The following is a 25,535-nucleotide window of genomic DNA, read 5'->3' on the forward strand; positions in this document are numbered from 1 at the left end:
AGTTGGTGTTCCCGTTCAAGGGCCTCGAGGACTTCAAGATAGACTTGGATCAAGATCATGAACTTTTGCGCACCACAATAAGGGATTTCCTGGAGAGGGAGGTAAGGAATAAGGTTGAAGAGGGGGAAAGGAAGGGAGACCTTGGAGAGGTTAGGGAGAGGATAAAGGAGCTGGGACTTAACGGATTGGATGTGCCCCAGGAGTACGGAGGAGCAGGTGGTGATTATCTCTCTCTTCTAGTTACCACGGAAGAGATCAGCAGGGTCTGGCCCTCACTCTCCACATTCTTCCTGATAAATTGGATGTTCACCAGCGCTCTACTCAGGTTTGGTAGCAAGGAAATCAAGGAAAGATATGTGCCTCCTGTGGCAAGTGGAGAGAAAATAGCAGCCTTTGCCAACACAGAACCCGGAGCGGGCACAGATGTAGCCGGAATGACGTCCGTTGCAAAGAAGATTGATGGAGGTTACATTCTAACAGGGAAGAAGATATTCATCACCAGCGGAGACCTTGCAGATTATATCATTGTTACCGCTAGGACTTCCCCTCCATCCGAGCAGAGATGGAAGGGAATCACCATGTTCGTTGTGGAGAAGGACTTTCCGGGCTTCAAGGTTGAGGGAAGGATAGACACGACTGGGCTAAAGGCATCTCACACCACGGAGATATCCTTTAACGAGGTGAAGGTTCCGGAGGAGAACGTGGTTGGGGAGGTTGGGCAGGGATTCAAGTATGCTGTCTCGTCCTTCGATTACGCCAGAACCATAGTTGCCGCTCAGGCGCTAGGGATAGGCCAAGCTGCCCTGGAAAGGATGGTTAGATACTCCGTGGATAGAAAGAGCTTTGGGCAGAGCATAGCATCGTTTCAGATGGTCCAACAAAAGGTTTCGGAGTCCATGGCGGACCTCACCACATCGAGGCTCCTGGTTTACTGGGCCGGATCCTTGTTCAAGAGGGGAATGGAGAACGAGTACATCATGGCCGCCTCTCTGGCCAAGTTCTTCGCCACAGAGGCTGCTGAGAGGATAGTATTGAGGACCATGACTGTCCACGGTGGATATGGGGTCACCACCTCCACCGGCCTTGAGAGGATGTTAAGGGATATACAGATCCTTAAGACCTATGAGGGGACTAACGACATTCAAAGGGTCTCCGCGGCTAGACACTTCTACAGGAAGTTCATGGGGCTAAACGTATGATAGGTAAGCCCGTGAGGAGGTTAGAGGATCCAAGGCTGATCTCCGGAAGAGGAAGGTTCATAGACGACATTCACCTACCAGGTGAACTCTTCCTAGGAGTGATAAGATCTCCATATCCAAGGGCAAGATTTCGGGTTCACGGTAATGGAGTAGGGGTCATAACTCAGGCGGATCTGAAAACTAACCCGATGCCCAATTTCTTTTACGAATCAGCGCCCAGGGAATTTCCCCTTGCTGTGGACGAGGCCAGATACGTTGGCGAGCCCATTGCACTGGTGACGGGAAGGGACAGGTATGAGGTTGAGGATTTGAAGGAGAGAGTTGAGGTAGAGTACGACCCCCTCCCACCAGTGGAGAGCGCACGTGAAGCTCTCAACGGCTCTAACTTAGTCCACCAGGAGCTGGGTTCAAACCTGGTGTATCAGGATTCCTTTGAGTACGGAAGGCAACCCTCTTCCTTCAAGACCTTGGAGAAGACCTTTCGCGTTAACAGGATTTCCCCAATGCCACTCGAGACCAACGGGGTTATAGCCGATTACTCACCCGTGGAAGGAAGCCTCACGGTTTACGCTAACACTCAGGTTCCACAGGTATTTAGAACTGCTCTAAGTATAGTTTTTCAGATACCTCGGAGTAGGATAAGGATAATTGTTCCGGATTCAGGTGGAGGATTCGGGGGCAAGATTTTCCTGAAGCCTCTCGTCCTGGCTACCATGGCCTCCATGATCACAGGAAGACCCGTGAAATACATTGAGACCAGAACGGAGCACGTCATGTCCGCAGTTCAGGGCCCAGACAGGGAGTATCATGCTAAGATCATGTACAGAGAAGGGGAAATCCTTGGAATGGAAGTAGATCTCTTGGAAAATTTCGGTGCCTACATGCACACCTATCAGCCTCTTCCAATCCTGAGGCAGATATATCACCTCACAGGGGCTTACAACATTCAATATCTCAAGTTCAACGTTAAGGGAGTGCTGACCAACATGCCTCCTACGGGGCCTTACAGGGGTCTCGGTATTCCACCCGCAGTGTTAGTCTTGGAAAACATGGTCAGCTCCGTGTCCAGAAAGGAGAAGACTACCCAGTGGGAGATCAGGAGGCAGAACTTCATCAAGACTTTACCTCATACCACAATCACGGGGGCAATTTATGACAGTGGAGATTACGTGAAATCCCTGGAGGTCTTGAGGGAAGCCCTTGGAGAGAAGGGGCCAGGTCTCACTGGTATGGGCGTGGCCTTCGCCCTGGAACCGGGTTCCTCCCTGGCCTTTCAGACCCTGGTGGTGAAGAAGGCGAGAACGCCCTATTATGAGGGAGTTTACATCAAGATGGACAGCGGGGGAGACGTCACGGTTTCATTGAGCACGAACTCCATGGGAACAGGTCATGAAACCTCAGTGGCCCAGGTTGTTTCCCACGTTCTGGGAATATCAATGGATAAGATAAGGGTAGTCCTGGGAGATACCTCAGGGCCCCCAGGAACCGGATTCTATGGTAGCAGGTTCTCGGTGGTTGCCATAAGTGCAGTGTATAAGGCCTCAATCAAGCTCAGGGAAAGAATCAGGGAGCTTGTGGCCCAGGTGCTCAATGTTGAGGTGGATAGGGTGGAGATCAAGGATGGGATGGTAAGGGTGGGCAACAAAAGTTTTCCAGTGGAGGAAGTAGCTAACCTGGTCTATAACAGGTATCATTCGCCCCTTGATGATATGGGAATAGAGGCTACAGAGGTGTTCAACTCGCCAAACGTCAACGTTGCGGACGAGAGCAGGAGGGTTAACTTCTCCTCAACCTATGGGGTTAACGCCCATGGTGCAATCATAGAAGTTGATCCAGAGACCGGTTTCATCAAGATCAAGAAATACGTTGTGGTAAGCGATAGCGGTAACATAATCAACCCCCTTATAGTGGACGGCCAGCTCATGGGTGGCACCGCAATGGGAATAGGGGCTTCTCTCCTTGAGGTCATAAGATACGTCTCAGGAATTCCACAGCAGACCAACCTGGCAGATTACTGGATGCCCACAGCCCTTGAAATACCTAGGATGGATATCAAGCATCTGATCTCACCATCCCCATTTACGCCCCTGGGAACCAAGGGTGTGGCTGAGGGCGGAGCCACCGTCCCCTATGCCGTCCTCGTTAACGCTCTAGAGGATGCCTTGGGTATCACTTTAAGCCGGGTGGAGGTCCCCATAACGCCAGAGTTCGTCCTTGAACAGCTAGAGAAAAGTGTGGTTAAAGCAATTTAGTTTTCTCCCAGGTTTAAGCAGTTTAGGAGATTTCTAGATTTTTTCAGTAATGCTTTAAATCTTAGGCAGGAAAGTTAAAGTATGGAGCTAGCTGAACTTTTCTCGGAGTTTGCCACCTCAACCTCCTTCTCTGACCTTTCTGATAGGGCAGTACATGAGGCCAAGAGAAGGATGTTGGACTCCCTTGCGGTGGCTCACGCTTCAATATCCTCTCCGCCTGCAGAAGTGACGAGAAAGGTAATCCCATACTTTCAGGGTCAGGGCTTGCTTCTGGGAGGAGGTACGTCTTCCCCCGACATGGCTGCATTTTACAACACCCTATTGATCAGATATCTTGACTTTAACGACACTTACCTTTCCCTGGAACCTCTACATCCATCGGACATGATAGGTGGTCTCCTCGCGGTCAATCCCAGACTGAGCGGGAAGGAACTGATCAGGGCCATAGTTCTGGGCTACGAGATTTCAACTAGGTTATGTGATTCCACCTCACTGAGAAAGAAGGGATACGATCACGTGAATTTCCTTCAGGTTGGATCAGCGGTGGCCCTTGGAGTGGCTCTAGGTCTCAACAAGGAACAGCTTCAGAACGCCATTTCCATAACTTTGGTTCCGCATGTGGCACTGAGGGAAACCCGTTCTGGAAGCCTAAGCATGTGGAAGGCTGGAGCAACGGCAGAGGCTGTGAGGAACTCGGTTTTTGCTGTCCTGCTTGCAAAGTCTGGGTTCACCGGTCCCTCAACACCATTCTCGGGAAAGATGGGGTTCAAGAACGTGATTGCCCCCGATATGTCCGATGAGCCCTTCAAGAACCTGGGAACCGGCAAGATCCTGGAGACATACATAAAGAAGTATCCTGTGGAGTATCATGCTCAGGCAGCTGTGGAGGCCGGCCTCAGATTGAGGAGCCAGTTGAGGGGAGAGATATCCAAGATCACCGTGGAAACGTACGAGGCGGGAAGGACAATTCTTGCTGACGAAGGTAAATGGGATCCAAAGAACAAGGAAACGGCAGATCATAGCTTACCCTTCATAGTAGCAGTTACCCTGCTCACGGGCGAGTTCTGGCTTGACGCCTATGACCTGATAGGGGATCCAAAGGTCACGGAACTCATGAGAAAGATCGAGGTTGTAGAGAACGAGAAATACACCAAGGTCTATCCCTCAGAGTTACCCACCGCGATTGTTGTCAAGACCACGCAGGGCATCTTCTCCGAAGAGGTCAGAATCCCCAGGGGGCATTACAAGAACCCCATGAGCGATGAGGAGGTGGAGGAGAAGGCCAAGAAACTGGGTTTAAGTAAGGATGTCGCGAACAAGATCTGGAACCTGGAGAAGATGGAGGTGAAGGATATTGTCTCTTGGTAAGGAGTTCACCATAGTACCAGGGGTGTTCAACCCGTTTACCGCCCTTCTCGCCGAGAGGGTAGGGTTTAAGGCTGTATATCTTTCTGGAGGGGCCCTTACCTCATCCCTGGGGTTGCCCGATATTGGGATCATAGACCTCTACGAGCTGGTGGACATGGTAAGGAGAATAAGGGAAGTAACATCAATTCCCATGATTGTGGATGCTGACACGGGATTTGGAGAGGCACTCAACGTGTACAGGACTGTCTCCCTTCTGGAAAGGGCAGGGGCGGACGCGATTCAGATAGAGGACCAGAGAATGCCCAAGAAATGCGGTCACCTGGACGGAAAGGAGGTTGTACCCCATACGGAGATGGTCTCCAAGATAAAGGCTGCGGTGAGGGCAAGAAAAAACAGCAAGATCATCGCCAGGGTGGACTCAAGGGCAGTTTTCGGCCTGCAGGACGCCATAGAGAGGGCAAAGGCCTACCTGGAGGCCGGGGCAGATATAATCTTTCCAGAGGCGCTTCAGTCCAAGGAGGAGTTCAGGGAATTTGCCAAGGCGGTTAATGCTCCTCTCCTAGCTAACATGACAGAGTTCGGTAAAACTCCTCTAATAACTGCAAAGGAATTCCAGGAAATGGGCTACACATACGTGATCTTCCCTGTAACAATCTTTAGGGTAGCTGCCAAGGCCATGGAGGAGGCACTGAAGACCCTGATGAATGAGGGGACTCAGAAGAACCTCATGGACAAGATGATGACGAGAAAGGAACAGTACGAGGTCATCCATTATGACTTTTATGAGAAGTTAGATAAAGAACTAGCATAACTTTTATTAAAATCGAAATGTAATATATCTATTATGGCGAGTATTGTAAAGCACCTGATAAGTAAAAATCCCGTTGCGGTGGAGAGAGGGACTCCTGTCATCAAGGCTGTTGAGCTCATGGCTTCTCACAACATGGGTTCTGTCATTATAACCAAGGATGGTAAGCTCGCCGGGATCATCACAGAGAGGGATGTGATTAGGGGAATTGCGCGGGGCATTAGCCTTAACCAGCCGGTGGAGGAGTTTGGAACCATGAAGGACCTTGTGACTGTGAGGGAGGATGATACCGTGTACACCGCTGTCAAGAAGATGGCGGAGAGGAATTTGAGGCATCTGATCGTGGTGGACAGGGACGGGAACCTCAAGGGAGTGATCTCCGTCAGGGATATCATAAGGGAATCTCACGTGTTAAAGGCAATTTCCCAGGTGGAGGGAGAGGAATTTCCTGGAAGTGATTGAAATGAGTCAGATAAGTAGAGGATTGGAAAACGTATTCATCAAGACAACCTCGTTAACCTATATAGACGGGGAAAACGGAATACTGAGGTACGGTGGGTACGACATTGAGGATCTGGTGGAACACACCAGCTTCGAGGAAGTTGTTCATCTAATGCTGTACGGGGATTTACCCACGAAACTTCAACTGCAGAGGTTGAAGAGCGCATTGGACGAGGCATACGAGGTACCCCAACAGGTCATAGACATGATATATTCCTTGCCAAGGGATTCTGACGCTGTTGGCATGATGGAGACTGCCTTTTCTGCCCTTTCCTCCATTTACGGAATGCCCTGGAATAAGGCCACGAACAGGGACAACGCGATTAAGCTTGTGGCAAGGGCCTCCACGGTCGTGGCAAACGTTCTCAGGGCGAAGGAAGGGAAGAAGCCAGCCATTCCTGAACCTTCCGAAAGTTTTGCGAAGAGCTTCCTTAAGGCCTCATTTTCCAGAACGCCCACGGATGAGGAGGTTAAGGCCATGGACGCTGCTCTTATCCTTTACGCCGATCATGAGGTACCCGCATCTACCACAGCTGCACTGGTCACTTCATCGACTCTCTCCGATATTTACTCCTGCGTAGTGGCAGCCCTTGCGGCACTTAAGGGTCCACTTCACGGTGGAGCTGCCGAGGAGGCATTCAAACAGTTTGTGGAAATTGGGGAGCCCGACATGACAGAAACTTGGTTTAAGAGGAAGATAGTGGAGGGTAAGTCCAGGCTAATGGGCTTCGGACACAGGGTGTACAAGACCTACGATCCCAGGGCAAAGATATTCAAGAAATATGCCAAGCTCCTCTCAGAGAGGAATCAGGAGGCAAGGAGATACTTCGAAATAGCGCAGAAGCTGGAGGAGCTAGGAGTGGAGACCTTCGGAGCCAAGCACATCTTCCCCAACACTGACTTCTACTCCGGGGTAGTGTTCTACGCTCTAGGATTCCCGGTTTACATGTTTACTTCCCTGTTTGCCCTTTCCAGAACGTTGGGATGGACGGCTCATGTCATAGAATACGTGGAGGATCAGCATAGGCTCATAAGGCCCAGGGCTTTGTACGTCGGTCCTCTCAAGAGGGAGATAGTGCCCATAGAGCTAAGGGGGTAACTCTTTTCCCAGCTTAAACTCTAATATCTTCTTTTCTTACTTAATTGTAATGCCTAAGAGACCAAAGTTAAACATTGCGCTTTATGACGGAATAAGAAGAGGTTCCCTTGCTCTCATACTGTTTGCCACCTTTCTAGGAATGTCCGTTGAGACCGTTGACACATCTCTCTACTTTTTACCCCTCGTGATATCGTACATAATGTTATTTCTCTTCGGATGGTTGAACAGGAAATCCTTCTCCTCTCTCGGTGAAAAGTTCAGCCTTTCTGTAAGACTTTATCCGGTATTAATGACAGGTCTGGTTCTTGGTTTTGTCTCCTCCGTAATGGTGGAGATCAGGGTTAACCCATCAGTTTTTTCGATTTTAGAATTCATTGGTATTCTTCTGGTCCTCAGTTACCTCTTCGAATACTCTCTAGAGATGGTAAGGCTCAGCGATGACTTTGGTTCTAGGGGATTGAAGATAGCTTCCGGCATACTGGCTATATCCATTCCAGTTTATCTCATAGTTGGTGCAATTCCCTTTGCCATACTCGTTACCGCTGGAGGAATGTACGCGTATGTAGAAATGACAAAAATAGTAAATATCTATAAAAATGAATGAGTTAAAGCCTATATGTATACCTGGTTTTCGAGGATGGAATCATAATAAGGGAGATCAAGAGTAGAATTGTGGGAAGATACAACCTAGGCAAAGGAGCGAAGTAATCTAAATAGGGAGTTGCAAAACCCATGTAGTAAAGAACCACTGAGAGCACCAGAAGGGCTATTCCTAGGGCAAGCCACCCCTTCATGTAAACGTAATGGACGAACAACTCCTGCCAGTCCGCCTTGCTAGTCTCAACCATGATGGCCTCTCCCTTCATGAAAGCTAGGCTCTTCTTGCTCCCCATCATCGCGAACCCGTTCATCCTCTTGAACCCGAGCTCTCTAGCTTCCTCGTTCCCCTTCTCCACGTTAAACTTGAGAATGCCAGCCAACTCCTCGCTAACATTCACCTTCTCTACCACATTCCACTTCTCATCAACCTTAACGTGACCGAGATATCCCTTGATCTTCATTGTGCCATCACCCCCTGAAAAGCTTCAAGGACCTTGTTCCAGTTGGTCTTCACTGCGTCAACAAAGACCACGTAGTTTCCCATGACCGCTATACCTAGGTTGTCAAGGATCATAGCAAACCCCAACAGCTCTCCCATATCCAGTTTCTTGGCTTCATCTTCCCCTATCCTGTAGTTCTCCTTGAGGAATGCGCTTAACTTGTTTAAGTCCACATTAATATCCTCTCCCATAACCTTTCTCATCCCCCCTTCCTCAATCCTGTAAACCGCCCTAAGTCCAGGTATGATCTCAAATCCCATTTCTATCAACTATATCATTCGCTTTTTAACTTTTAAACCTTTCTTAGTTAACATAATGTTAGTTTTTAACTGTATTTTTAAAAAATAATATCGTAATAGGATTAACTTAATAGAATATACACGCAGTGGAGCATATGTAGGCGCCTACGAAGGCTAGTGCCATCACGTACGAGAACGAGTAGTCTATTGTGCTGTAGAACAGAAGCCCTCCAGCGGCAGCGATTGCAATGAACACCGCGTTGAGCAATCCCAGAATTCTCAGTCCTCTCCTGCTCTCCCTCGCCGTTGCAGTGTAGAGGGCCAGCCCAAAGAACGCTGTGAGCATGGCGAAGCTAATGTGGGCTGAAAGAATGAAGGATTGCCAGCTCGCCTCAATAGGAAACTTATCATAAAGTAATGCAGCCACTCCAGCTATGAAAGCTCCAGTCATGAAAAGGGTCTCAACTATGGCCAGATTAGTCGTTAGCCTTGATTTGGGTCCAACTCCAGTCAGAGCCATGACTATCATGATATATTGGAAAATAAGGTTTTAAAAATTTTTATGTTATCTTTCAGTGAGATAAACAGTAGAAGAGAAGTCCCGAAGTAGTGAAGAGGGTGCCAACGAATCCCACAGCCATTCCCAGCGCATAAGAGGGATCCACGAAACCTCCGAAATAGAAGAGTCCTTCGAAAGCGGCAACCAGAACGAACAGAACGTTGAACAGCGCTATAGCCTTTAACTTGATCTCGTTAGTCCTCATTGCAGCGGCCAAGATGACTATACTGAGAATCGCCACGGTGATGGCTCCGTAAATATGTGCCGTAATTGCTGCCCCTGCCAATCCAAGGTTGAAGATAGGTATCCCCATTCCTGCAGAATACAGACCGATCAGGGTCAGTATCTCCAGCATTGAAAGCCCGGTAACGTAGTTATGACGAGCCACTAAGTCCATTATTTTGTATACCCTAGTCTCGAGGCTCATTTCACTCACATTATTTAGGTAAATCTTTAATCTAATAAAGTTTACATAGCAAAAGTGCAAGGATCGAGAACAAAAAATTAACTAAATCTTTTGAAAACAAGAATAAAGATACCTGACATGAGCAGGATGTAGATTGAGACGGCGATCTCGATCGTGATACCGTTTCCCAGTGAGAACCCTGAGAAAATATTAAATGGGATTGAAAGGATAAGGAAGAAAATTACACCAATTGAGGTTATCAGAGCTATTGTCCTGTCATTCAATTACCTCACCTGATGGGCGAAGTGTTCCATATCATGTTGTATGCTATAAAGAATGCTATACCCGCAGTTCCTCCAAATATCATGGCCAATATCATCAATCCCAGCTTAGTCATCTCATCCCACCTAAGAAGAGAAAGTGTCTCCCTCGTTATTAAGCTTTGAATAGCATTGAGTTGGAGTCTGTCCCTTGCTTAGGAGCATCTTTGGACAGCCTGTCTGCTCGTTATACGAGGAAAGATAAGCAAAGCTGGCCAGATCGGAGGGTTGCCCCATGATGACCGGGGCCTTCAAGTTCATTCCAACAGCGTATAGATAGTCCGTGTTCTGATCCCAGTAAAGTTCCACGTAAGGCAATGGCCTTTGTGTCGGGCCCGTTAGCACAGCCGCTCCTTTCCATGGATCGTATGTGGAGCCGTGGCAATCGCAGTGAATCACCGATGATGCACCGGCATTCTGCGCAGCCTGATAGGCCACAGTCGGCAAGAAGTTGGGAGTAACTCCGCCAGGGGCGAAATATTTAGGAGGATAGAAATGAATTTCAGGGGGCTGGCATCCCAGGTGCTGGCATATGGCGCTATACGCCACGATGGAGTTGTGAGGTCCTACCCCTCCGGGGAAAGTATAGGTACTTCCGTCCTCAGGGATGACCACCGTTGTGGAGGGGATTGCAACCGGATTGTCGTTAGAGTCGCCCATATTGATAAGGAAAGTTATGTCTCCTTCCATGGGATACTGGAACAGCAGGATTGAGGGATCATTAACAGGTAAACTAGATGCCTCAATGGGGTTACCATCAGAATCCACGATAATTATCCACGGAAAATTCTTAATGTAAACAGGAGGCTGATTAAGGTAAGAGATCACAGGAACAGCGCTAGCCACAGCCAGCGCGCCTATTCCTATTAATATTCCCTTTAGAAACATCCTCCTCCCGGGGTTCAGCGGGCCCACCTTCTCCTCAGCGTAATTATAGAGGTAATCTCTTCCCTTCTCAGCGAACTTTTTCTCGTCGAACCTTGTCTTGGGATCCCTCATTTTTCTTATCAACCTAGTCGCGAAAATGAAGTCGTCTCTCTTCAGCGCGAAATGCCTACCCATAACTATCACATTAAATGTTTGTTGAGTGAAAGGTTTAAATATTTTGTTATAATAGATCTTATCAAATTTATCTCTCTTGATCTTTCTCATGAAAACAAAATAAAAATACTTAACTAACCATGATAACGCTGGGGTAAGTTTTAGTTAATTTACGTTATTGTTAAAACTATTTTTAAAAGATAAAAAGGAAAGCAAGTTAAACTTAAATTAAGTTAAAATAGAAAAGTTAAAAAGGGGGTTTCTCCATCATTTTAGAATGATAAAAGGGTGTTAAAGATTGGCTGATTTTAAGGAAAAGATAGCTCATCACGCTGAGCTTGCCTGGTTTATCGTAATGTTAGTCATGGTTGCTGTTTTCTTCTCATGGTCAGTGATAGAGGTAACTAACGGGTCCAGCACGAGTATAAGGTATGGTTTACCGCTGTTCTCGGGCTTACCAGCACAGGCCCAACAGGCAGTTTTGACCTTTGAGAAATCACCTCCAGCTAACCGAACCTCTGAAGTGGTGGACGGAATACTGGTAGTAAATATGACCGCAATGCAGAACGGAACCTTCTCAGACGTGTTTCATCCTAACGTGATTGTTGCACAGCCAGGGGAACCAATCACGATCATTCTGAACTCACCTCAGGTCATCACGGGCTTCTTCATTAGACTTCCCGACGGGGTAGTCAACGTTAACGCTGTGCCTAACGAACCAAGTTACGTTTACTTCGTGGCACCCAACCAGCCAGGAAATTACACGTGGAGGGAGCCGGAGCTGGCTGGTTATGATTTTTCATATATGACTGGAACCCTTGAGGTGGTATGATTGAGTTTCCAGGTCAAAGATGTCTTGAAAATAATTTCCAATTATTTCAGTATTTTTTCTACATCTAATATAAAGAAGGTTCTGTTCCCATCAACTACCTCCGGGGTTATATGGCAGTATTTCGCTGGTTCCTTGGCGTGGCTAGCCGTTGTGGGAATGGCTGCCATGAATCTGAGGACCTACCTGACCTATCCCTCAAACAGTCCAGAGGTTGGCGTAACGTATTACGCTTTCCTAACTCTACACGGATGGTCAGCGATGCTGGGATTGGTTCCCTTTGCTGCCATCTCAGTGATAGCTTACTCCATGTACAAGGATGGGATGAGCATAAGGAGGACCAAGTTAATGAGCGGAATGTTCTGGCTTGCCAATGCTGGTCTGATTTTCGCCCTACTGGGAGGACCAGACATGGGATGGTATATGTATCCGCCACTTGCAGTGGAGGACAACTCCAATTTCCACGCCTTCCTCAATTATCATGGGGCACTGATGGGAATAGCCTACCTGGCGTTGGCCATAAGCTCCCTGGCGCAAACCATAGCAACTGTGAACCTGGTTAGTGATGCCTATGCGACCAAGCCCAAGGGGCAGAAGCTAGGAATATTCTCAGCCTATGGCGTTGCCTTCGCTGTGATTATTGCGCTGACTTTACCGGCGTTGACTGCTGCCGAGCTGTGGTACACTCTCAACATACTTGCGGGAGTTCCCATTAACACGTTATTGTGGCTGGTGCTCTTCTGGTTCTACGGCCATCCCGTAGTATATTACGTTCCCTTCCCGCTGTTCGGCGCACTCTACTACTTCGTGCCGAAGTTTTCAGGAAGGCCACTGTTCAGCGAGAAATGGGCTAGGTGGAACATATATCTCCTTGCCATAGGCTCAATGTTGATCTGGGTTCATCACCTTCAGACCTTCCCAATTCCTGTCCCCGTGAGGCTATGGATAAACCTCTCCACGTTGGTGCTGGCCTCGGGTTCAGGTTTAACCGTGCTCAATCTAGGTTTAACCGTGCTTACTAGCAAAGGATACAACTACAAGGATCCGGTTGGGATGGCAACACTAATGGCCCTCATAGGCTTCATCCTAGGAGGAGTGCAAGCTGTCCCACTTCCCATGTTCCCCATAAATCCCATAGTCCACAACACGTACTATGTTGTTGGTCACTTCCACCTGGTTATCTGGACCTTAATATTGATGGGATTCACGGCGGTCTTCCTAGACGTTTTGAGAACTGTGAGACCCGGGTTTGATTACAGTAAGTCCGCTACTCGACTCATTAACGCTGGCATACTTGTGTGGACAATTCCCTTCGTAATAGTGGGTTACCTAATGAGCATGGAGGGCTATATGGGAATGCTGAGAAGGGTGATAGCCTACCCCACCACCTTCTATCCATACAATCTTTCCATTTCACTTCTGGCGGAAATCGGTATAGCTGGAATAGTCATGGCCATTGGTTCAGCGCTGGTGGAGTTTCTCACCTACTCCCCCTCCACTACGGTGAGCGTTTCATCGGGAACTTCAACTCCCTCGGTCTCCTTGGCCACTCAGCAAAATATGAAGGGAGAATTTTTTGATAATCTTAAACTTAAGCTTAATAACAATGTTTATGGGAAAACATCTGATCTGAGGAGGTTGAAATAGATGACTGAGACATCACAAGAGAAAAAGAAAGGTCTAATTGATCAAATACTGGATAGGGTAGGAGTCACAGAAGCTCCGTTCTTTAAGACCCCTGACTACATGTATAACATCTCCTACTGGCTTGGAGCAATGGTTTCTGCTGCCTTCATCTATACCGTGATAACAGGGCTTTTCCTTCTCCTTTACTACATGCCTGCTAATCCCTACGCTCAGACTCAGGCTATAATTAATACTGTGCCTTACGGTTCGGTTCTCCTTTTCAGTCACCTTTACGGAGCCTACATCATGATTATCTTGGCATACATTCACATGTTCAGGAACTTTTACAAGGGAGCCTACAAGAAGCCTAGGGAACTACAGTGGGTCACCGGAGTTCTGCTACTTGCCTTAACCATGGGTGCATCGTTCTTCGGTTACAGTCTCGTAAGTGATGTGCTAGGTGTAAATGCTATCAACATTGGCGAAAGCCTTCTGGTAGGAACTGGTTTCCCTGGGGCTTCCACAATAGCTAACTGGCTATTTGGGCCAGGGGGTGACGCAGCTACTGCCAGCAATCCCCTTGTGAAGTCCCAGCTATTTGATAGATTGTTGGGCTGGCATATCATAATGGTGTTCCTAATTGGCGTTCTGTTCGGAGTTCACTTCCTGATGTCGGAAAGGTATGGTATGACCCCTTCTGCTAAGGAGAAGCCCAAGGTTCCCGCGTATTACACAAAGGAGGAGTGGTCCAAGTTTAACGAGTGGTGGCCCAGGAACGTGGTATACATGCTGTCCATAGTATTGATGACTTGGGGTATAATTCTCTTCATACCTGATCTATTGGCTAACATTAATGGATTGCCCATTGTAATCAATCCCTATCCTGCGCCTGAGCCAGGTACCGCTGCAGCCTTATCCACTCAACCATATCCACCTTGGTTCTTCCTGTTCCTGTATAAGTTTGTGGACTTTGAGTTACCCAACGGGCAGGCCATGAGTCCAGCCCAGGCACTGTCGATTCTAGTTGTAATATTATTGGTTCTAATCCTCATGCCGTTCTTCGAGAACAGCGAGTACATGTTCCTTAGAAATAGAAAATTCTGGACCTGGATCATGACCGTAGCGTGGGTCTCGCTCATTGAGTTGAGCGTGTGGGGTTACCTTGCCCCCGGTGTTCCCGCCCCAACCAGCCAGCAGATAGAGATACTGGGAATCCCTGCGGTGATCATAGGGCTTGTTATTCTTGCTACAGGAAGACAAAAAAGCTCAAAGTCGGCACCTTCTCTTAATGCACCAGAAACTGTTCCAAAAATTGGACCAACCTCGATTCTGGGTACTGCCGTTGCGTCACTGCTATTCGCTGGAAGTTTCGGAGTGTGGTTAATGCACCCTGCAATGATAAACATGTTGCTCATGATACCCTTCGGAGCTCTCGCCGTCTACATGATATATAGAATGGCCTCTGGGATGAGAGTGAGGGTTGCTAAACCAGCAGGTACAATGACCTGGGAAGAGGTGAAGTTCAGGAAGACCATTGCCATTTTCGCGCTTCCAGCGATACTCGTGGTAACCGCTATTCAGACGGCAATAATGTGGAGACTCCCCAGTGTGGGTCCGCAGGCAACTTACGCTGGAATGGACCTGGGCATACTCCTCTTCCTTTGGGGAGTGGCAATTCAACTTTACCACTACATCGTGTACGTAAGGTGAGCCATTTGTTAAACTCAAAGTCAAAGCTTTTTTATGTTGTAAGTTCACTCGTGATCATTGTTATAACCGTGAATCCCTTTACTCTTCAGGCACTACCTAGAAATCCTCTAGTTCTCATGCTATCCCATTACTCGCTCTACTTTGCAGGTATTCTAGCAGGATTGGGACTTTTCAGGTTTAACAAGTTACTCGCAATTCCTGCAGTTATACCTCCCATCGTGTTCCATCTCCCATACTTCTTTGTGGAGTCTGGGATAAACCTGTACTGGACCTTTCTTGATTACTCCACTATGGTGGCCGGAGGGTTACTACTTGGAGGTACAATTCGCCAAATGGGCAAGGTGATGAAGGGTTCATTATTCGTACTCTATATGATCGGAGATACAACCTTGGCTGTTCTATTGATACTGGGATTTCCAGTCTATTCTCCTCCAGCAGTACCTTTCTCTCCCTATTCTGCAGGACAGTTAGTGAATGTCTCCTATTTGATGTTCGGAATAATGAACGTGATATTATTTGGTGTTATAGGTTATACTCTCAAGAAGTTACTTGAGTAGCTTTCCTTTTTGTATCGATTACCAGAGAGGAGATCGCAAACGTACTGGCGCCCACTATGATGGAGAAGTCGGAATAGTCTATCATTGACGGAATGACCGGGTAGACAACTCCTCCTAGAGCCGCAGAGTTTATGGCAATTCCGGAGTTTATGGAATTGATTCCGTATCTTCTCGCGATAACGGGAGTAACCGAGTTCAGGCCAAGTCCCGCCATGGTGAACGGTATAAGGAGATATATGTAGCCGTCGAAGAACAAAACGCCAGATATTGAGGCTATGCTGGCCACTATCACGGTTAGGATTCCAGGATTCACTCTACGACTCAGGGCGGGTAGGATAAAGTACATGGGTATGGCAAGCACGTATGATATCAATACAATGTCCCACGAGTACCCATTGATCTCAAGGAAGTATGGAGCTAGGGATAATGAGAAGGATGGAACGAAGGAAAGCAGATAGGTCACTACACCCAGAGGTGACGGCATTCTAGACTGAGCCTTCTTGATTTTCATGTCATGTCTGGATATCACAGGTAAAAGTAGAACGGATAGGGCTCCAGTAGTTAAGGCTAAGCTCCAGGACCTCAGCATCATGGACGTTATTCCGGCGAGAGTCCATCCTATGGCCCATCCCCCTAAGGTTCCGCCAATCACTTTCCTATCGTTAAGCTCCATCGCCTCATACATCGCCATGGATGACATCAGACCGAATACTACTCCCACAATCAGTCTTATTGTAATTTCAGCGGGGAAACTCACCAGGAGTGCGGAAAGCAGTGAAAGGGATGCAGCAGCGCCAAATAGGAGCTTGTAAAATTCCACTAGGCTTAGGGTGTGCCCAAACCTAGAGAATATAACCGAACCCAACAACCTTCCGCCATAGGGGATAGAAATGATCAAAAAAGATTGCAGAGGAGAGAGTCCCAAAAGGTTGACAAGAAAGGAGGGTAGAACAAAAACGTAAGTGGCGACTGCGTAATTCATTATGGGCCTTATCTTCACTCTAGATCTGATGTTTAAACTTGACCAGAAGAATATAAGCTAAAAATGGTGCGATTTTAATTTCTCAAGAAAAGTTATGGATTGTTAATTGTAGATATAGAGAGTTTAAAATCAGCATTCGGAGTAGGCTTCCTCTATGAGCTTCCTTGCCAGTGCCTCATCTACCTTGGCATTAACCCTGTAATTCTCATGGATTACGTATACCTCCATGTTGGTGTCCCTGGAGTTCTCTAGGTCAAAGGTAAGGAATTGCACCGTACTGAATTCCTCTCCCTGTTCCCGTCCTGCCTCCGGTTCTCCCTTAATGAGCTTGTTGCCCACCTTCAGGAAGATACTGTCGTAGATCTTTGGAAGGGTCTTGAATACCTTCCTCAGGTCCTCCTCGTTCTCAGCGTATATGTACAGGCTTGCCTTGATCTTCCCGTTGCAAGGGAGCAGAGAACTGTAGATTTCAATTTCCCTCTTGATATCCTCAGGTTTGCTCAGCTTGTCCAGGTATACCATTTCCTGTACCTGCTGAAGTACAGTGTCCTTGTTCTCGAAGAGGATTGACATTCTGTCTCCTAGCTCTATCCTTCTACCCTTCTTCAGCTGGGCAGATCTCCTTACCCTCTCCATCCTTATCTTTTCGTACTCATACCAGGGAAGAATTTCATTTACTTGAATTATTTTTGATCACCTCCTTGAGAAGGGAAATGGGATGAACAGCCCTCCTTCCCGAAGCCTTCTCTATCTGAAGTCCCGCCAGAGGGCACTCTGTAGCGAAAATGTCCGCCTTGCTGTTGGCGAAAGCGTCCATCATCTTCGCCCCCACAACCTTGGCCTTACTGTAGTTCCTTAATCCCCATCCACCGTCTATCCCAGAGCAACCCATGTTGGACATCTCCACGTTAAGTTTTAGCGTTCTCATGGCCTGAACCCCCGGAATTCCTACCTTGAGGTATTTGAGGTGACAGGGAGTGTGGTAGAACACGCTTTTGGGAATCTCTCCGTTCCAGTTAACCTTACCTTCCTTCTTCAGCTTCATAAGGTATTCCATGACGTCGTAAACCTTGATTGGTTCCCTATCCAGTATGTACTTGTATTCCTTGGTAAGCATAAGGGTACAGGTAGGTATAGGGGAAACCACATCGTAACCCTTATCCACGTACTCCTTCAGCATCTTGAAGTTTCTCTCAGCGTTCTTCTTCAGTTGGGTTGCATCTCCCACGTCAAGCATGGGGGCACCACAGCAGGCAAAGTTATCCGTGACTACCTCAATGTTTAGCGCGTTGAGGACCTCTACCACGTCCTCACCTATCTCGGGGTAGAAATTCTCTACCAGACAGGTGTGGAAAAGGACAACCTTGGCCACAGGTTTCTCAACCTTCTTGGGTTTAACAGATTTGAGGAAGCTCCTATCTGCCAGCCTCAGAGATGGAGCGTCAGGGCTTATCCCCATTAACTCCTTCCCGCCTTCAAGGAATTTCTTGGCAATGGGTCTCACCAGGGTGGCAGTGTCGAGCATCTCAAATAACCTGTCCCGCATACTCAATCCGGTCTTACTTTTGTGATAGAGCCAGGCCCACGCCATGAGGTGTGGAAAGTCCATGTTAAACTCGTGTGGGGGTGTGTAGGGACAGTTGACGTAACACATGTTGCAGTGGAAACAATCCGACGCCACATCAAACAAGTCCTCTAACGTGAGCTTGGATGGCCCCTTCTTATCCGTGTACTGAAACATCTTCGGGAAGGCGGGACAGTAATTGAAGCATAATCTACAACCGTGACACACAGTTGCCTGTCTCACGAACTCGGACTGTAACTTAGCGGAATCAAAAAAAGCTGGATTATCTTTATTTAGAGTATACAATTCAGCTCCCTTTCAGCATTTTGAGGGCATTTGTGAACTTTTCAGCGTGGCTCTTCTCAGCCCTTGCTAGGGTCTCGAACCACTCCGCAGCTTCATCAAATCCCTCTTCCCTTGCTGTCTTGGCGAAACCTGGATACATCTGGGTCCATTCGTAGGTCTCTCCAGCTATGGCCGACTCCAGCATCTGCTCTATTGTGCCTATGGGCTTGTCCGTGGCGGGGTCCACAGAGCCACCCTGTCTTATGAAGTCAAGGTGACCAAAGGCGTGGGCTGTCTCTCCTTCAGCTATACTCCTTAGCAATCCCGCGAGCTCCGGATATCCTTCCTCGTCTGCCCTCTTCGCGAAATAGAGATATCTTCTGTTTGCCATGGCCTCGCCCATGAAGCCATGCTTGAAATTTTCCTCCGTTTTGGTTCCCTTTAAGCTCTTCATAGTCTCTAAAATATAGTGATAATGGCATTATAAAAAAGTTTCGACTCCATTGTTCATTGCATTTAAGAATAACTCTAATTTACCCCGTTTAAGGCCAAGGTTCTTCCCTATTATCGGGCGACTTCATGGAGAGTCCTACGAAGGAAGCAATGGTTAACAGGAGAATGCCTATGTACAGGGGTGCGTCTGGAGACTCGTTAAAGTAGGCGATTTTCCCCAACAGGCCGAATACCATGACCAGAACTCCAACTACCGCCAGTGCGGAGCAGGAACAGATTTCCTTGAGCTTCATCTTATCACAAGTTATTATAGAATGTTTGATCTTATAAGTTTTGCTATATTTGAGATAAACATAACAAAACGAAATACAATCATGAGAAAAAGACTACTAAAGTATCTATTTATGTGCATCTACATTTGATACTCCAAGATTGTGCCAGAATGAGGTCTGGGCTAGTAGAACGAGAAGGGGGCCAAGGATTATAGCACAAGAATATGGTTGAGCTTCGTGAAGGAGAAAAAAGGAAAAAGTCATCACTTCAAGATATCTTCTGGGGTCACGGGCGTTTTATTGAACCTCTTCCCAGTGGCGTCCTCAATTGCCCTAACTATGGCCGCAGGTCCCACGATTAGTGACGCCTCCCCAACTCCCTTGCTCTTGGTCAGATAAGCCGAGGGGTGGTACTTTTCTGCGAAGTAGCTCTTGAACCTCGGTGCCTCCACCGCGGTGGGAACGAAGTAATCCGCGTAAGTTACCGCAAGCTGACCATTCTCGTTAATTATTGCGAGTTCATAGAGCGCCTGTCCCACAGCCTGAGTGCCACCTCCATGTACCTGACCTTCAGCCAGTGCGGGGTTTATAACCCTACCAATATCGTCATAGGCCCTATACTCCTTCACTCTGGTGATACCGTAGTCGTCAACCTCAACTACTGCCACGTGTACTCCATACGGGAAGGTAACGTCGCCCTCAAGCGTAACGCTCGCTGAAACCCCGGGTTCCTTTCCTGAGTATGCCTCTCTAGCTACAGCGTCCCAGCTCATCTTCTTCCCCTCCTTCTTGTGTACGAACTCTCCATTTCTATACTCTATTTCCTCCACGTCGGCCTTCATGGACCTGGCCGCAACACGCTTCATCTTCTCTAGGGCCTGCCTGCTTGAGGCCATGGCAGCGCTTCCAGCTATTGCCAGGGTTCTGGAACCGTAAGTGCCTGTCCCTGCAGGAATTGCCTCACTATCTCCCCAGGTAACCTTAATCCTCTCTATGGGTATCTGAAGCTCGTCAGCCACCAGTTGGGCTATTGCGGTCTCAGTCCCTTGTCCGTGGGGCGTACCTCCTATGGCCACAATGACGCTACCGTCCTCATTCACCCTTGTCTCGGAGTACTCATAGGGTCCGAAACCGCATATCTCCAGGTAATAGGCGAGTCCAACTCCAACCTTTTTACCCTTCTTCCTCTCGCTTTCCGCCCACTCCTTCAGCTTGTTATACTCCAGGACTTTCACACCCTCCTTGAGAAGGGTGGGGTAATCTCCAGTATCGTACTTGAGACCGAAGGGATTGGTATAGGGCATTTGATCCTCCCTGACAAGGTTCCTCATTCTAACCTCAACGTCGTCCATTTTCAGTTCGTCCGCCACCGTGCTCATTATCCTCTCGATGATGAACGTTGCCTCGGGTCTGCTGGCACCCCTGTACATGGTAATGGGGATGGTGTTAGTGTATATTGCCCTGCTCCTTATGGCCAAGTCCCTAACCCTGTAGGGACCAGGGATCATTGGTGGAATGATAGTGGGCTGTAATCCCTCCGTGTAGGTGAGATAGGCACCGAGCTCCACATCCAGAGTTCCCTTAATTGCAACCAGCGTACCATCATTCTTGAATCCTATTTCTCCCCTGAACACGTTGTGCCTGGAATTGGTCGCAATCATCTCCTCCGTCCTGGTAGCTGTCCATCTCACAGTCTTCCCTAACCTTATGGAGGCAGCTATTACTGCAAGCTCTTCCGGTAGGATATGGGCCTTACTTCCAAAACCTCCACCCACATCCGGCATTATCACTCTTATTCTGCTTTCGGGTATGTTGAAGATCCTGCTGAACTCTGCCCTGGCGAAGTGCGGAATCTGTGTGGAGTACCATATGGTGAGATTGGCTCCATCGTACTGTGACACTATACCCCTGGGCTCCATGGGAGATGGGATGAGACGGTTGTTGGCTATCTCCACCTCAACCCTTCTATCGGCATTGGAGAGCGCCTTCTCAGCGTCCCCCGCATTGAAGTCTCCCACATATCCCAGGTTGGTTCCCAGTTCCTTGTGGACCAGAACTTTGTCCTTCTTTGCCTCCTCCATGTCTATTACTGCCTCAAGAGGTTCTATGTCCACATTAACTGTTTCAGCGGCGTCCCTGGCGGTGTACTTGTCCTGTGCAACAACCATGGCAACTGGTTCTCCGTTATACTTGGTCTCGCCTTGGGCAAACCTCCACAGCGGGATCTTCCAGGGTCTTGGATCAATGTAGGTGGTCCATGGACCTATTCCTCCCTTAATGAGCTGATTGAGTTCCTCTCCCGTGAATACCGCAACTACTCCTCTCATTTTCAGGGCGTCGTCCTTGTGCACTCTCTTTATTACACCGTGGGCTACATTGCTTCTCACAAACGTCGCATACAGTGAATTGACCTTGATGTCATCTACGTATGTGCTCCTCCCGGTGACGAACTTATCGTCGTATAACCTCTTCACGGACTTACCTGCGTAACTCATGCTCTCATCCTCCTAGAGGCGTCAAGTATTGCGTTCACTATGTTCTGATACCCTGTACATCTGCAGATGTTCCCGTGTATCATATCCCTCACCTCCTCCTCAGTCATCTCCCTCTTTTCTGAAAGGATGTAATGGGCCTGAACTACCATTCCAGCGGTACAGAATCCGCACTGCAGGGCAAAGTTGTCCTTGAATGCCTGTTGAACTGGGCTCAGTTTGGAGTAGCTGGATAGTCCCTCAATGGTGGTGATCTCCTTGCCATCTGCCTGAACTGCCAGTATAGTGCAGGACTTCACGGATTTACCGTTGAGGAGAACCGTGCAGGCACCACAGGTTGAGGTATCGCAACCTATCTTGGTGCCTGTAAGGTTAAGATTCTCCCTGAGAAAGTCCACTAGCAATTTCCTTGGTTCAACTTCATCCTCGTAATATACCCCATTCACCTTAACCATTATCCGGACCCTCTGTCCAGGTTCAACTTGCACCTCTCATCTCCTCCAAAGTGTTTTTCAATAACCTCTTCATAACCTCCCTTCTATAGGAGGAGGACCCCCTGGAGTCTGAAGGTGGATTGACTCCCTTAACTGCCAGTTCCATGGCCCTGGAGACATCACCGTCCGTAAGCTTCGTGTCTTTAAGGGCGTTCTCTGCCTCAAGGGGTCTGTGGGGCCTTTCCCCAACCCCTGTGAATGAGATCCTCACGTCCTTTACCTCCCCAGCTTCCATTTTCAGGAGGAGGGCCAATCCAACTAGCGCGAAGTCACCCGCTCTCCTAACGACCTTTCTGTAGGCCTGTCTATATCCCTTGTAAGTGGGAACCTTAATCTGCTCCAGAATATCGGAGGGCTCCAGTGCAGTGGTGAAAGCTCCCTTGAAGAAATCTCCAGCCTTCACTTCCCTGGTGCCCTTCTTTGACCTGATAACCATCGTTGCGTCCAGTGCTGTGAAAAGTGCCGGATAATCCGCTGATGGATCTGCATTACCCAAGCTTCCACCTACGGTGCCCATATTCCTCACCTGAATATCCCCAACCTTAGATGCAGTTTCCTGAACTATTTCCAGACCAGGAATCTTTCTGGAGGCTAGCTCGCTGTGCCTCGTGGTAGCGCCTATGGACACCACTTCCCCCTCACGTATGAAGGATAGTTCCTTGAGATCACCAATATCCACCAGGTACTTTGGCTTCAGGATCCTGAGCTTCAGCATGGGTATGAGGCTCTGTCCCCCTGCCAGAACCTTACCTTCATTGTTATCCAGAAAATCCAGGGCCTCTTCAACGGAGTCTGGCCTGTAATACCCAACTTGTGCAGGATACATCTTTACATTATTCAACTGTTCATTAATAAAGAGTTACATTCCTACTTAACCATAGTTACTATATAAGCTAAATATTTTCGATCCCTCCAATGGTTGAAGGATATTTACGTGGGATTAATCAGAAAGGTTTAAATGATATTTGTATGATAAGAAATATTTTTATTTATTCTTATTTTTCCCTCCTTTCAGGCAATAGATTTAACCAAGATTGGCATAACCCACTTTCATGAGCTATGTTCCCACAAGGGAGACCGAGCAGGTGAGGTTGGGTAAGGGATACATTCTAAAGGAACATGAAAAGCATTATCCCGAAAACTATCCCTGCACCATTAACTCAGCTACCTATTTTCTCAAGGTGGACCATGATAGGCTGGAGGGTAAGGCGTCTCTTTCCATGGAGTGCAGGAAGGGACAGATGACCCTGAGCGGAAGGCATTTCACCGTAAGGGAGTTCTCGGTGAATGGGAGGGGGGAATATCATTACGACGGAAACCTGTTTAGATTTGATGTGGACTCAGGTCCCAATAACGTGACAATATCTTACGTTGTCTCGCTGATGGGTTCTGTTCAAAAATTAGAGGAGATGAACGAGATCTCCACCACCGGGGAGACCGAGAATCCCGTGTACTGGATACCTTCTCTCCCGGAACCAGGGATCAAGACCAAGACGGAGCTCTATGTCCAGGTGAGAAAACCCCTTATGGCCATCTCCAATGGAGAACTGAAGGAGGTCAAGGACTTAGGAGATATGGTTGAGTATCACTGGGTGATGGATTTTCCGCACTCCTTCTATCTCACAAGCCTCGCCGTGGGCCAGTTCTCCACGTTTAGAGAACAGGTTGACGGTGTGACTTTAGAGTATTATCTGCCCAAGGGTTTCGAGGATTATCTCTGGAACCTGGAGAGCACCAAAAGGGCCATGAAATTCTTCTCCAGTTACACTGGAATTCCATATCCATACAGGAGATACGCTCAGGTGATCCTCTTTGGAATGAATGGTGGAATGGAGTACATATCCAGTACCCATCTGACGTGGAGGATACTTCATGACAGAAAGGCTGACGAGGAATATAGCGCCGACTCATTGATAGCTCACGAACTGGCCCACCAGTGGTTCGGCGACCTTGTTACCACGAAGGATTGGCCAAACATTTGGTTGAACGAGGGTTTCGCCACGTATTTTCAGGCACTCTTTACCGAATACGACAAGGGGAAGGAAGAATTCCTCTACGACATGTACACAAAGATGAAAACTTACCTTGAGGAGACGGAGGAATATACTAGGCCTATTGTGAGCAGGTACTACAGATGGCCGGACGAACTCTTTGACAGACATACATATCAGAAGGGAGCTTTGGTTCTTCACGCGCTCAGGAACATGTTGGGAGACGAGATTTTCAGGGAGGGAATCAGGACCTACCTGGAGCAACATGCGGGCAAGGCCGTGGACACCGAGGACTTCAGAAAAGCCATGGAGAAAGTGTCGGGACAGGACCTATCGCAGTTCTTTGATCTCTACGTATACTCAGCAGGCCACCCTGAGATCACAGTATCCATTCAGTACTCCAACACCCCGGTAATAGTGCTGGAGCAGGCCGAACCAGGCTATCCTCTAGAGATCGAGGTAAAGATAGTAAGCAACTCAGGATCGGAGATCAGAAAGATAAAGCTAAACTCCAGGTCAGAGATACCAGTACCCGGTCTGAAGTATGCCTGCGTCGATCCTGAGTTTAAGGCGTTCGTTGTGGTGAACGATAACCAGCCCGAGGAGATGCTGATCTCCGAGACTGAGGATCCCAGTATTATGTGCAGGATCCGGTCGGCCAGGGGACTCTCCAAGTACACGGACGAAAGGGCTGTTAGGGCCTTGGGAAAGCTCTTGGATGATACCTTCTGGGGAGTCGCGTATGAGGCGGCCTTAAGTCTCGGGAAAATGAAGACTCAGGAGGCGTTAAGTGAGTTATCCTCCCATAAGGTCTCAAATCCCAAGGCCAGAAGAGGGGTAGCGAAGGCGTTGGCCGAATTCAAGTATGAGGAAAGGGCCTCAGATCTTGCCGTCTCCATGCTAAGGGCAGAGGAGAACTATTACGTTAAGGCTGAGTTGGTGAGAAGTCTAGGAAAGATAGGCCTTCAGAAGTATCAGGAGGAGGTGAAAAAATATTATGCGGAGGAGAGCCATCTCGACGTGATAAGATCAGCGGTGCTTGAGGCGTTAGCCTACTTTGGGTCCCAGGAGAACTACAATTTCATTTTGGAGAAGGCCTTCAAGGGGGAGAGCTTCCCTGTTAGGGAGAGTGCCACAAGGTGGTTGGGGAAGTTCGGGGAAAGAGCGGTGGATCCTCTGTCAGCCCTTGTCAGAGATAGGCTACCGAGAGTTAGGTCGTCTGCGGTCGAGGCTCTCGCTGACACCTCCAGCCTGAAGGCAATACCCGTACTTCAATCCGTGGTGAAGAATGAGGATGAGGATGGACGAATAAGGGCCCTAGCTCTAAGGAAAACCTACTCTCTAGGAAAGACCCAATCCAGATAATTTTTTCCTAGAGCCATTCACTA

The 25,535-nt window shown here is 48.1% G+C and carries 26 protein-coding genes; 12 read left to right on the forward strand and 14 right to left on the reverse strand.

The window, feature by feature from the left end; genetic code table 11:
- Window positions 1-2 precede the first annotated feature (2 nt).
- From L3N51_RS06155 to L3N51_RS06185, 7 genes are all read left to right on the forward strand, one after another.
- Entirely contained in the window at window positions 3-1,199 is a 1,197-nt protein-coding gene (locus tag L3N51_RS06155; protein ID WP_238026124.1) for an acyl-CoA dehydrogenase family protein, read from the forward strand.
- The gene (locus tag L3N51_RS06160; protein WP_238026125.1) at window positions 1,196-3,451 is read left to right on the forward strand and encodes a xanthine dehydrogenase family protein molybdopterin-binding subunit; all 2,256 of its coding nucleotides are present in this window, start codon (window positions 1,196-1,198) and stop codon (window positions 3,449-3,451) included. Before L3N51_RS06155 ends, L3N51_RS06160 begins: the two co-directional genes overlap by 4 nt.
- An 81-nt stretch (window positions 3,452-3,532) precedes the next feature.
- On the forward strand, window positions 3,533-4,819 hold the full coding sequence (locus L3N51_RS06165) for an MmgE/PrpD family protein (protein WP_238026126.1): 1,287 nt from the start codon (window positions 3,533-3,535) through the stop codon (window positions 4,817-4,819).
- Window positions 4,806-5,630 carry a methylisocitrate lyase gene (gene prpB / locus L3N51_RS06170; protein WP_255776180.1) on the forward strand — a complete coding sequence of 275 codons (825 nt, stop codon included), beginning with the start codon at window positions 4,806-4,808 and terminating at the stop codon, window positions 5,628-5,630. Before L3N51_RS06165 ends, prpB begins: the two co-directional genes overlap by 14 nt.
- Before the next feature lie 33 nt (window positions 5,631-5,663).
- Window positions 5,664-6,089, forward strand: coding sequence for a CBS domain-containing protein (locus L3N51_RS06175; protein WP_238026127.1), 426 nt, complete (start codon window positions 5,664-5,666; stop codon window positions 6,087-6,089).
- A 1-nt stretch (window position 6,090) separates the two neighbouring features.
- Window positions 6,091-7,227 (forward strand): citrate synthase, encoded by a 1,137-nt coding sequence (gene gltA, locus L3N51_RS06180; protein ID WP_238026128.1) that lies wholly within the window; start codon window positions 6,091-6,093, stop codon window positions 7,225-7,227.
- Window positions 7,228-7,276: 49 nt separating this feature from the next.
- On the forward strand, window positions 7,277-7,831 hold the full coding sequence (locus L3N51_RS06185) for a hypothetical protein (RefSeq protein ID WP_238026129.1): 555 nt from the start codon (window positions 7,277-7,279) through the stop codon (window positions 7,829-7,831).
- 1 nt (window position 7,832) lies between these two features.
- On the opposite strand, the gene L3N51_RS06190 is transcribed toward L3N51_RS06185, so the two are convergent.
- The 6 genes from L3N51_RS06190 to L3N51_RS06215 form a co-directional block, all read right to left on the reverse strand.
- Window positions 7,833-8,288 (reverse strand): hypothetical protein, encoded by a 456-nt coding sequence (locus L3N51_RS06190; protein WP_238026130.1) that lies wholly within the window; start codon window positions 8,286-8,288, stop codon window positions 7,833-7,835.
- On the reverse strand, window positions 8,285-8,587 hold the full coding sequence (locus L3N51_RS06195) for a hypothetical protein (RefSeq protein ID WP_238026177.1): 303 nt from the start codon (window positions 8,585-8,587) through the stop codon (window positions 8,285-8,287). Before L3N51_RS06195 ends, L3N51_RS06190 begins: the two co-directional genes overlap by 4 nt.
- Window positions 8,588-8,693: 106 nt before the next feature.
- Window positions 8,694-9,095 (reverse strand): hypothetical protein, encoded by a 402-nt coding sequence (locus tag L3N51_RS06200; RefSeq protein ID WP_238026131.1) that lies wholly within the window; start codon window positions 9,093-9,095, stop codon window positions 8,694-8,696.
- Between the two features lie 43 nt (window positions 9,096-9,138).
- Window positions 9,139-9,552, reverse strand: coding sequence for a hypothetical protein (locus L3N51_RS06205; RefSeq protein ID WP_238026178.1), 414 nt, complete (start codon window positions 9,550-9,552; stop codon window positions 9,139-9,141).
- A gap of 77 nt (window positions 9,553-9,629) precedes the next feature.
- On the reverse strand, window positions 9,630-9,815 hold the full coding sequence (locus tag L3N51_RS06210) for a hypothetical protein (RefSeq protein WP_238026132.1): 186 nt from the start codon (window positions 9,813-9,815) through the stop codon (window positions 9,630-9,632).
- Between the two features lie 123 nt (window positions 9,816-9,938).
- Window positions 9,939-10,913, reverse strand: coding sequence for a Rieske 2Fe-2S domain-containing protein (locus L3N51_RS06215; protein WP_238026179.1), 975 nt, complete (start codon window positions 10,911-10,913; stop codon window positions 9,939-9,941).
- Window positions 10,914-11,247: 334 nt separating this feature from the next.
- On the opposite strand from L3N51_RS06215, the gene soxA reads away from it, so the two are divergent.
- The 4 genes from soxA to L3N51_RS06235 are packed head-to-tail and all read left to right on the forward strand — an operon-like array spanning window position 11,248 to window position 15,614.
- Window positions 11,248-11,724 (forward strand): proton pump complex quinol oxidase subunit SoxA, encoded by a 477-nt coding sequence (gene soxA / locus L3N51_RS06220; RefSeq protein ID WP_238026180.1) that lies wholly within the window; start codon window positions 11,248-11,250, stop codon window positions 11,722-11,724.
- Window positions 11,725-11,775: 51 nt separating this feature from the next.
- The gene (soxB, locus tag L3N51_RS06225) at window positions 11,776-13,368 is read left to right on the forward strand and encodes a proton pump complex quinol oxidase subunit SoxB (protein WP_238026181.1); all 1,593 of its coding nucleotides are present in this window, start codon (window positions 11,776-11,778) and stop codon (window positions 13,366-13,368) included.
- Complete coding sequence (soxC, locus tag L3N51_RS06230; RefSeq protein WP_238026133.1) at window positions 13,369-15,057, forward strand: proton pump complex cytochrome B SoxC; 1,689 nt, start codon at window positions 13,369-13,371, stop codon at window positions 15,055-15,057.
- 50 nt (window positions 15,058-15,107) lie between these two features.
- Window positions 15,108-15,614, forward strand: a complete 507-nt coding sequence (locus L3N51_RS06235; RefSeq protein WP_238026134.1) for a DUF1404 domain-containing protein — start codon at window positions 15,108-15,110, stop codon at window positions 15,612-15,614.
- On the opposite strand, the gene L3N51_RS06240 is transcribed toward L3N51_RS06235, so the two are convergent.
- The 8 genes from L3N51_RS06240 to cutB form a co-directional block, all read right to left on the reverse strand.
- Window positions 15,595-16,596, reverse strand: coding sequence for a hypothetical protein (locus L3N51_RS06240; protein WP_238026135.1), 1,002 nt, complete (start codon window positions 16,594-16,596; stop codon window positions 15,595-15,597). The two genes, L3N51_RS06235 and L3N51_RS06240, sit on opposite strands and share 20 nt — an antisense overlap.
- Before the next feature lie 129 nt (window positions 16,597-16,725).
- Window positions 16,726-17,232 (reverse strand): DUF3501 family protein, encoded by a 507-nt coding sequence (locus tag L3N51_RS06245; protein ID WP_238026136.1) that lies wholly within the window; start codon window positions 17,230-17,232, stop codon window positions 16,726-16,728.
- Window positions 17,233-17,266: 34 nt separating this feature from the next.
- Window positions 17,267-18,466: a heterodisulfide reductase-related iron-sulfur binding cluster gene (locus L3N51_RS06250; protein ID WP_238026137.1), complete on the reverse strand. Its 1,200-nt coding sequence runs from the start codon at window positions 18,464-18,466 to the stop codon at window positions 17,267-17,269.
- Window position 18,467: 1 nt separating this feature from the next.
- Window positions 18,468-18,899, reverse strand: a complete 432-nt coding sequence (locus L3N51_RS06255; protein WP_238026138.1) for a rubrerythrin family protein — start codon at window positions 18,897-18,899, stop codon at window positions 18,468-18,470.
- Between the two features lie 88 nt (window positions 18,900-18,987).
- A complete protein-coding gene (locus L3N51_RS06260) occupies window positions 18,988-19,191 on the reverse strand; it encodes a hypothetical protein (RefSeq protein WP_238026139.1) in 204 nt (67 codons plus the stop codon).
- Window positions 19,192-19,433: 242 nt separating this feature from the next.
- The gene (gene cutA / locus L3N51_RS06265) at window positions 19,434-21,665 is read right to left on the reverse strand and encodes a glyceraldehyde dehydrogenase subunit alpha (protein WP_238026140.1); all 2,232 of its coding nucleotides are present in this window, start codon (window positions 21,663-21,665) and stop codon (window positions 19,434-19,436) included.
- Entirely contained in the window at window positions 21,662-22,117 is a 456-nt protein-coding gene (locus tag L3N51_RS06270) for a (2Fe-2S)-binding protein (RefSeq protein ID WP_238026182.1), read from the reverse strand. Before L3N51_RS06270 ends, cutA begins: the two co-directional genes overlap by 4 nt.
- 22 nt (window positions 22,118-22,139) lie before the next feature.
- Complete coding sequence (cutB, locus tag L3N51_RS06275; protein ID WP_238026141.1) at window positions 22,140-22,982, reverse strand: glyceraldehyde dehydrogenase subunit beta; 843 nt, start codon at window positions 22,980-22,982, stop codon at window positions 22,140-22,142.
- 226 nt (window positions 22,983-23,208) lie between these two features.
- On the opposite strand from cutB, the gene L3N51_RS06280 reads away from it, so the two are divergent.
- Window positions 23,209-25,512, forward strand: a complete 2,304-nt coding sequence (locus tag L3N51_RS06280) for a M1 family aminopeptidase (RefSeq protein ID WP_238026142.1) — start codon at window positions 23,209-23,211, stop codon at window positions 25,510-25,512.
- The last annotated feature ends 23 nt before the right edge of the window (window positions 25,513-25,535 follow it).

The organism is Metallosphaera javensis (ex Hofmann et al. 2022) (assembly GCF_022064045.1).
GTDB classification, from domain to species: Archaea; Thermoproteota; Thermoprotei_A; order Sulfolobales; family Sulfolobaceae; genus Metallosphaera; species Metallosphaera javensis.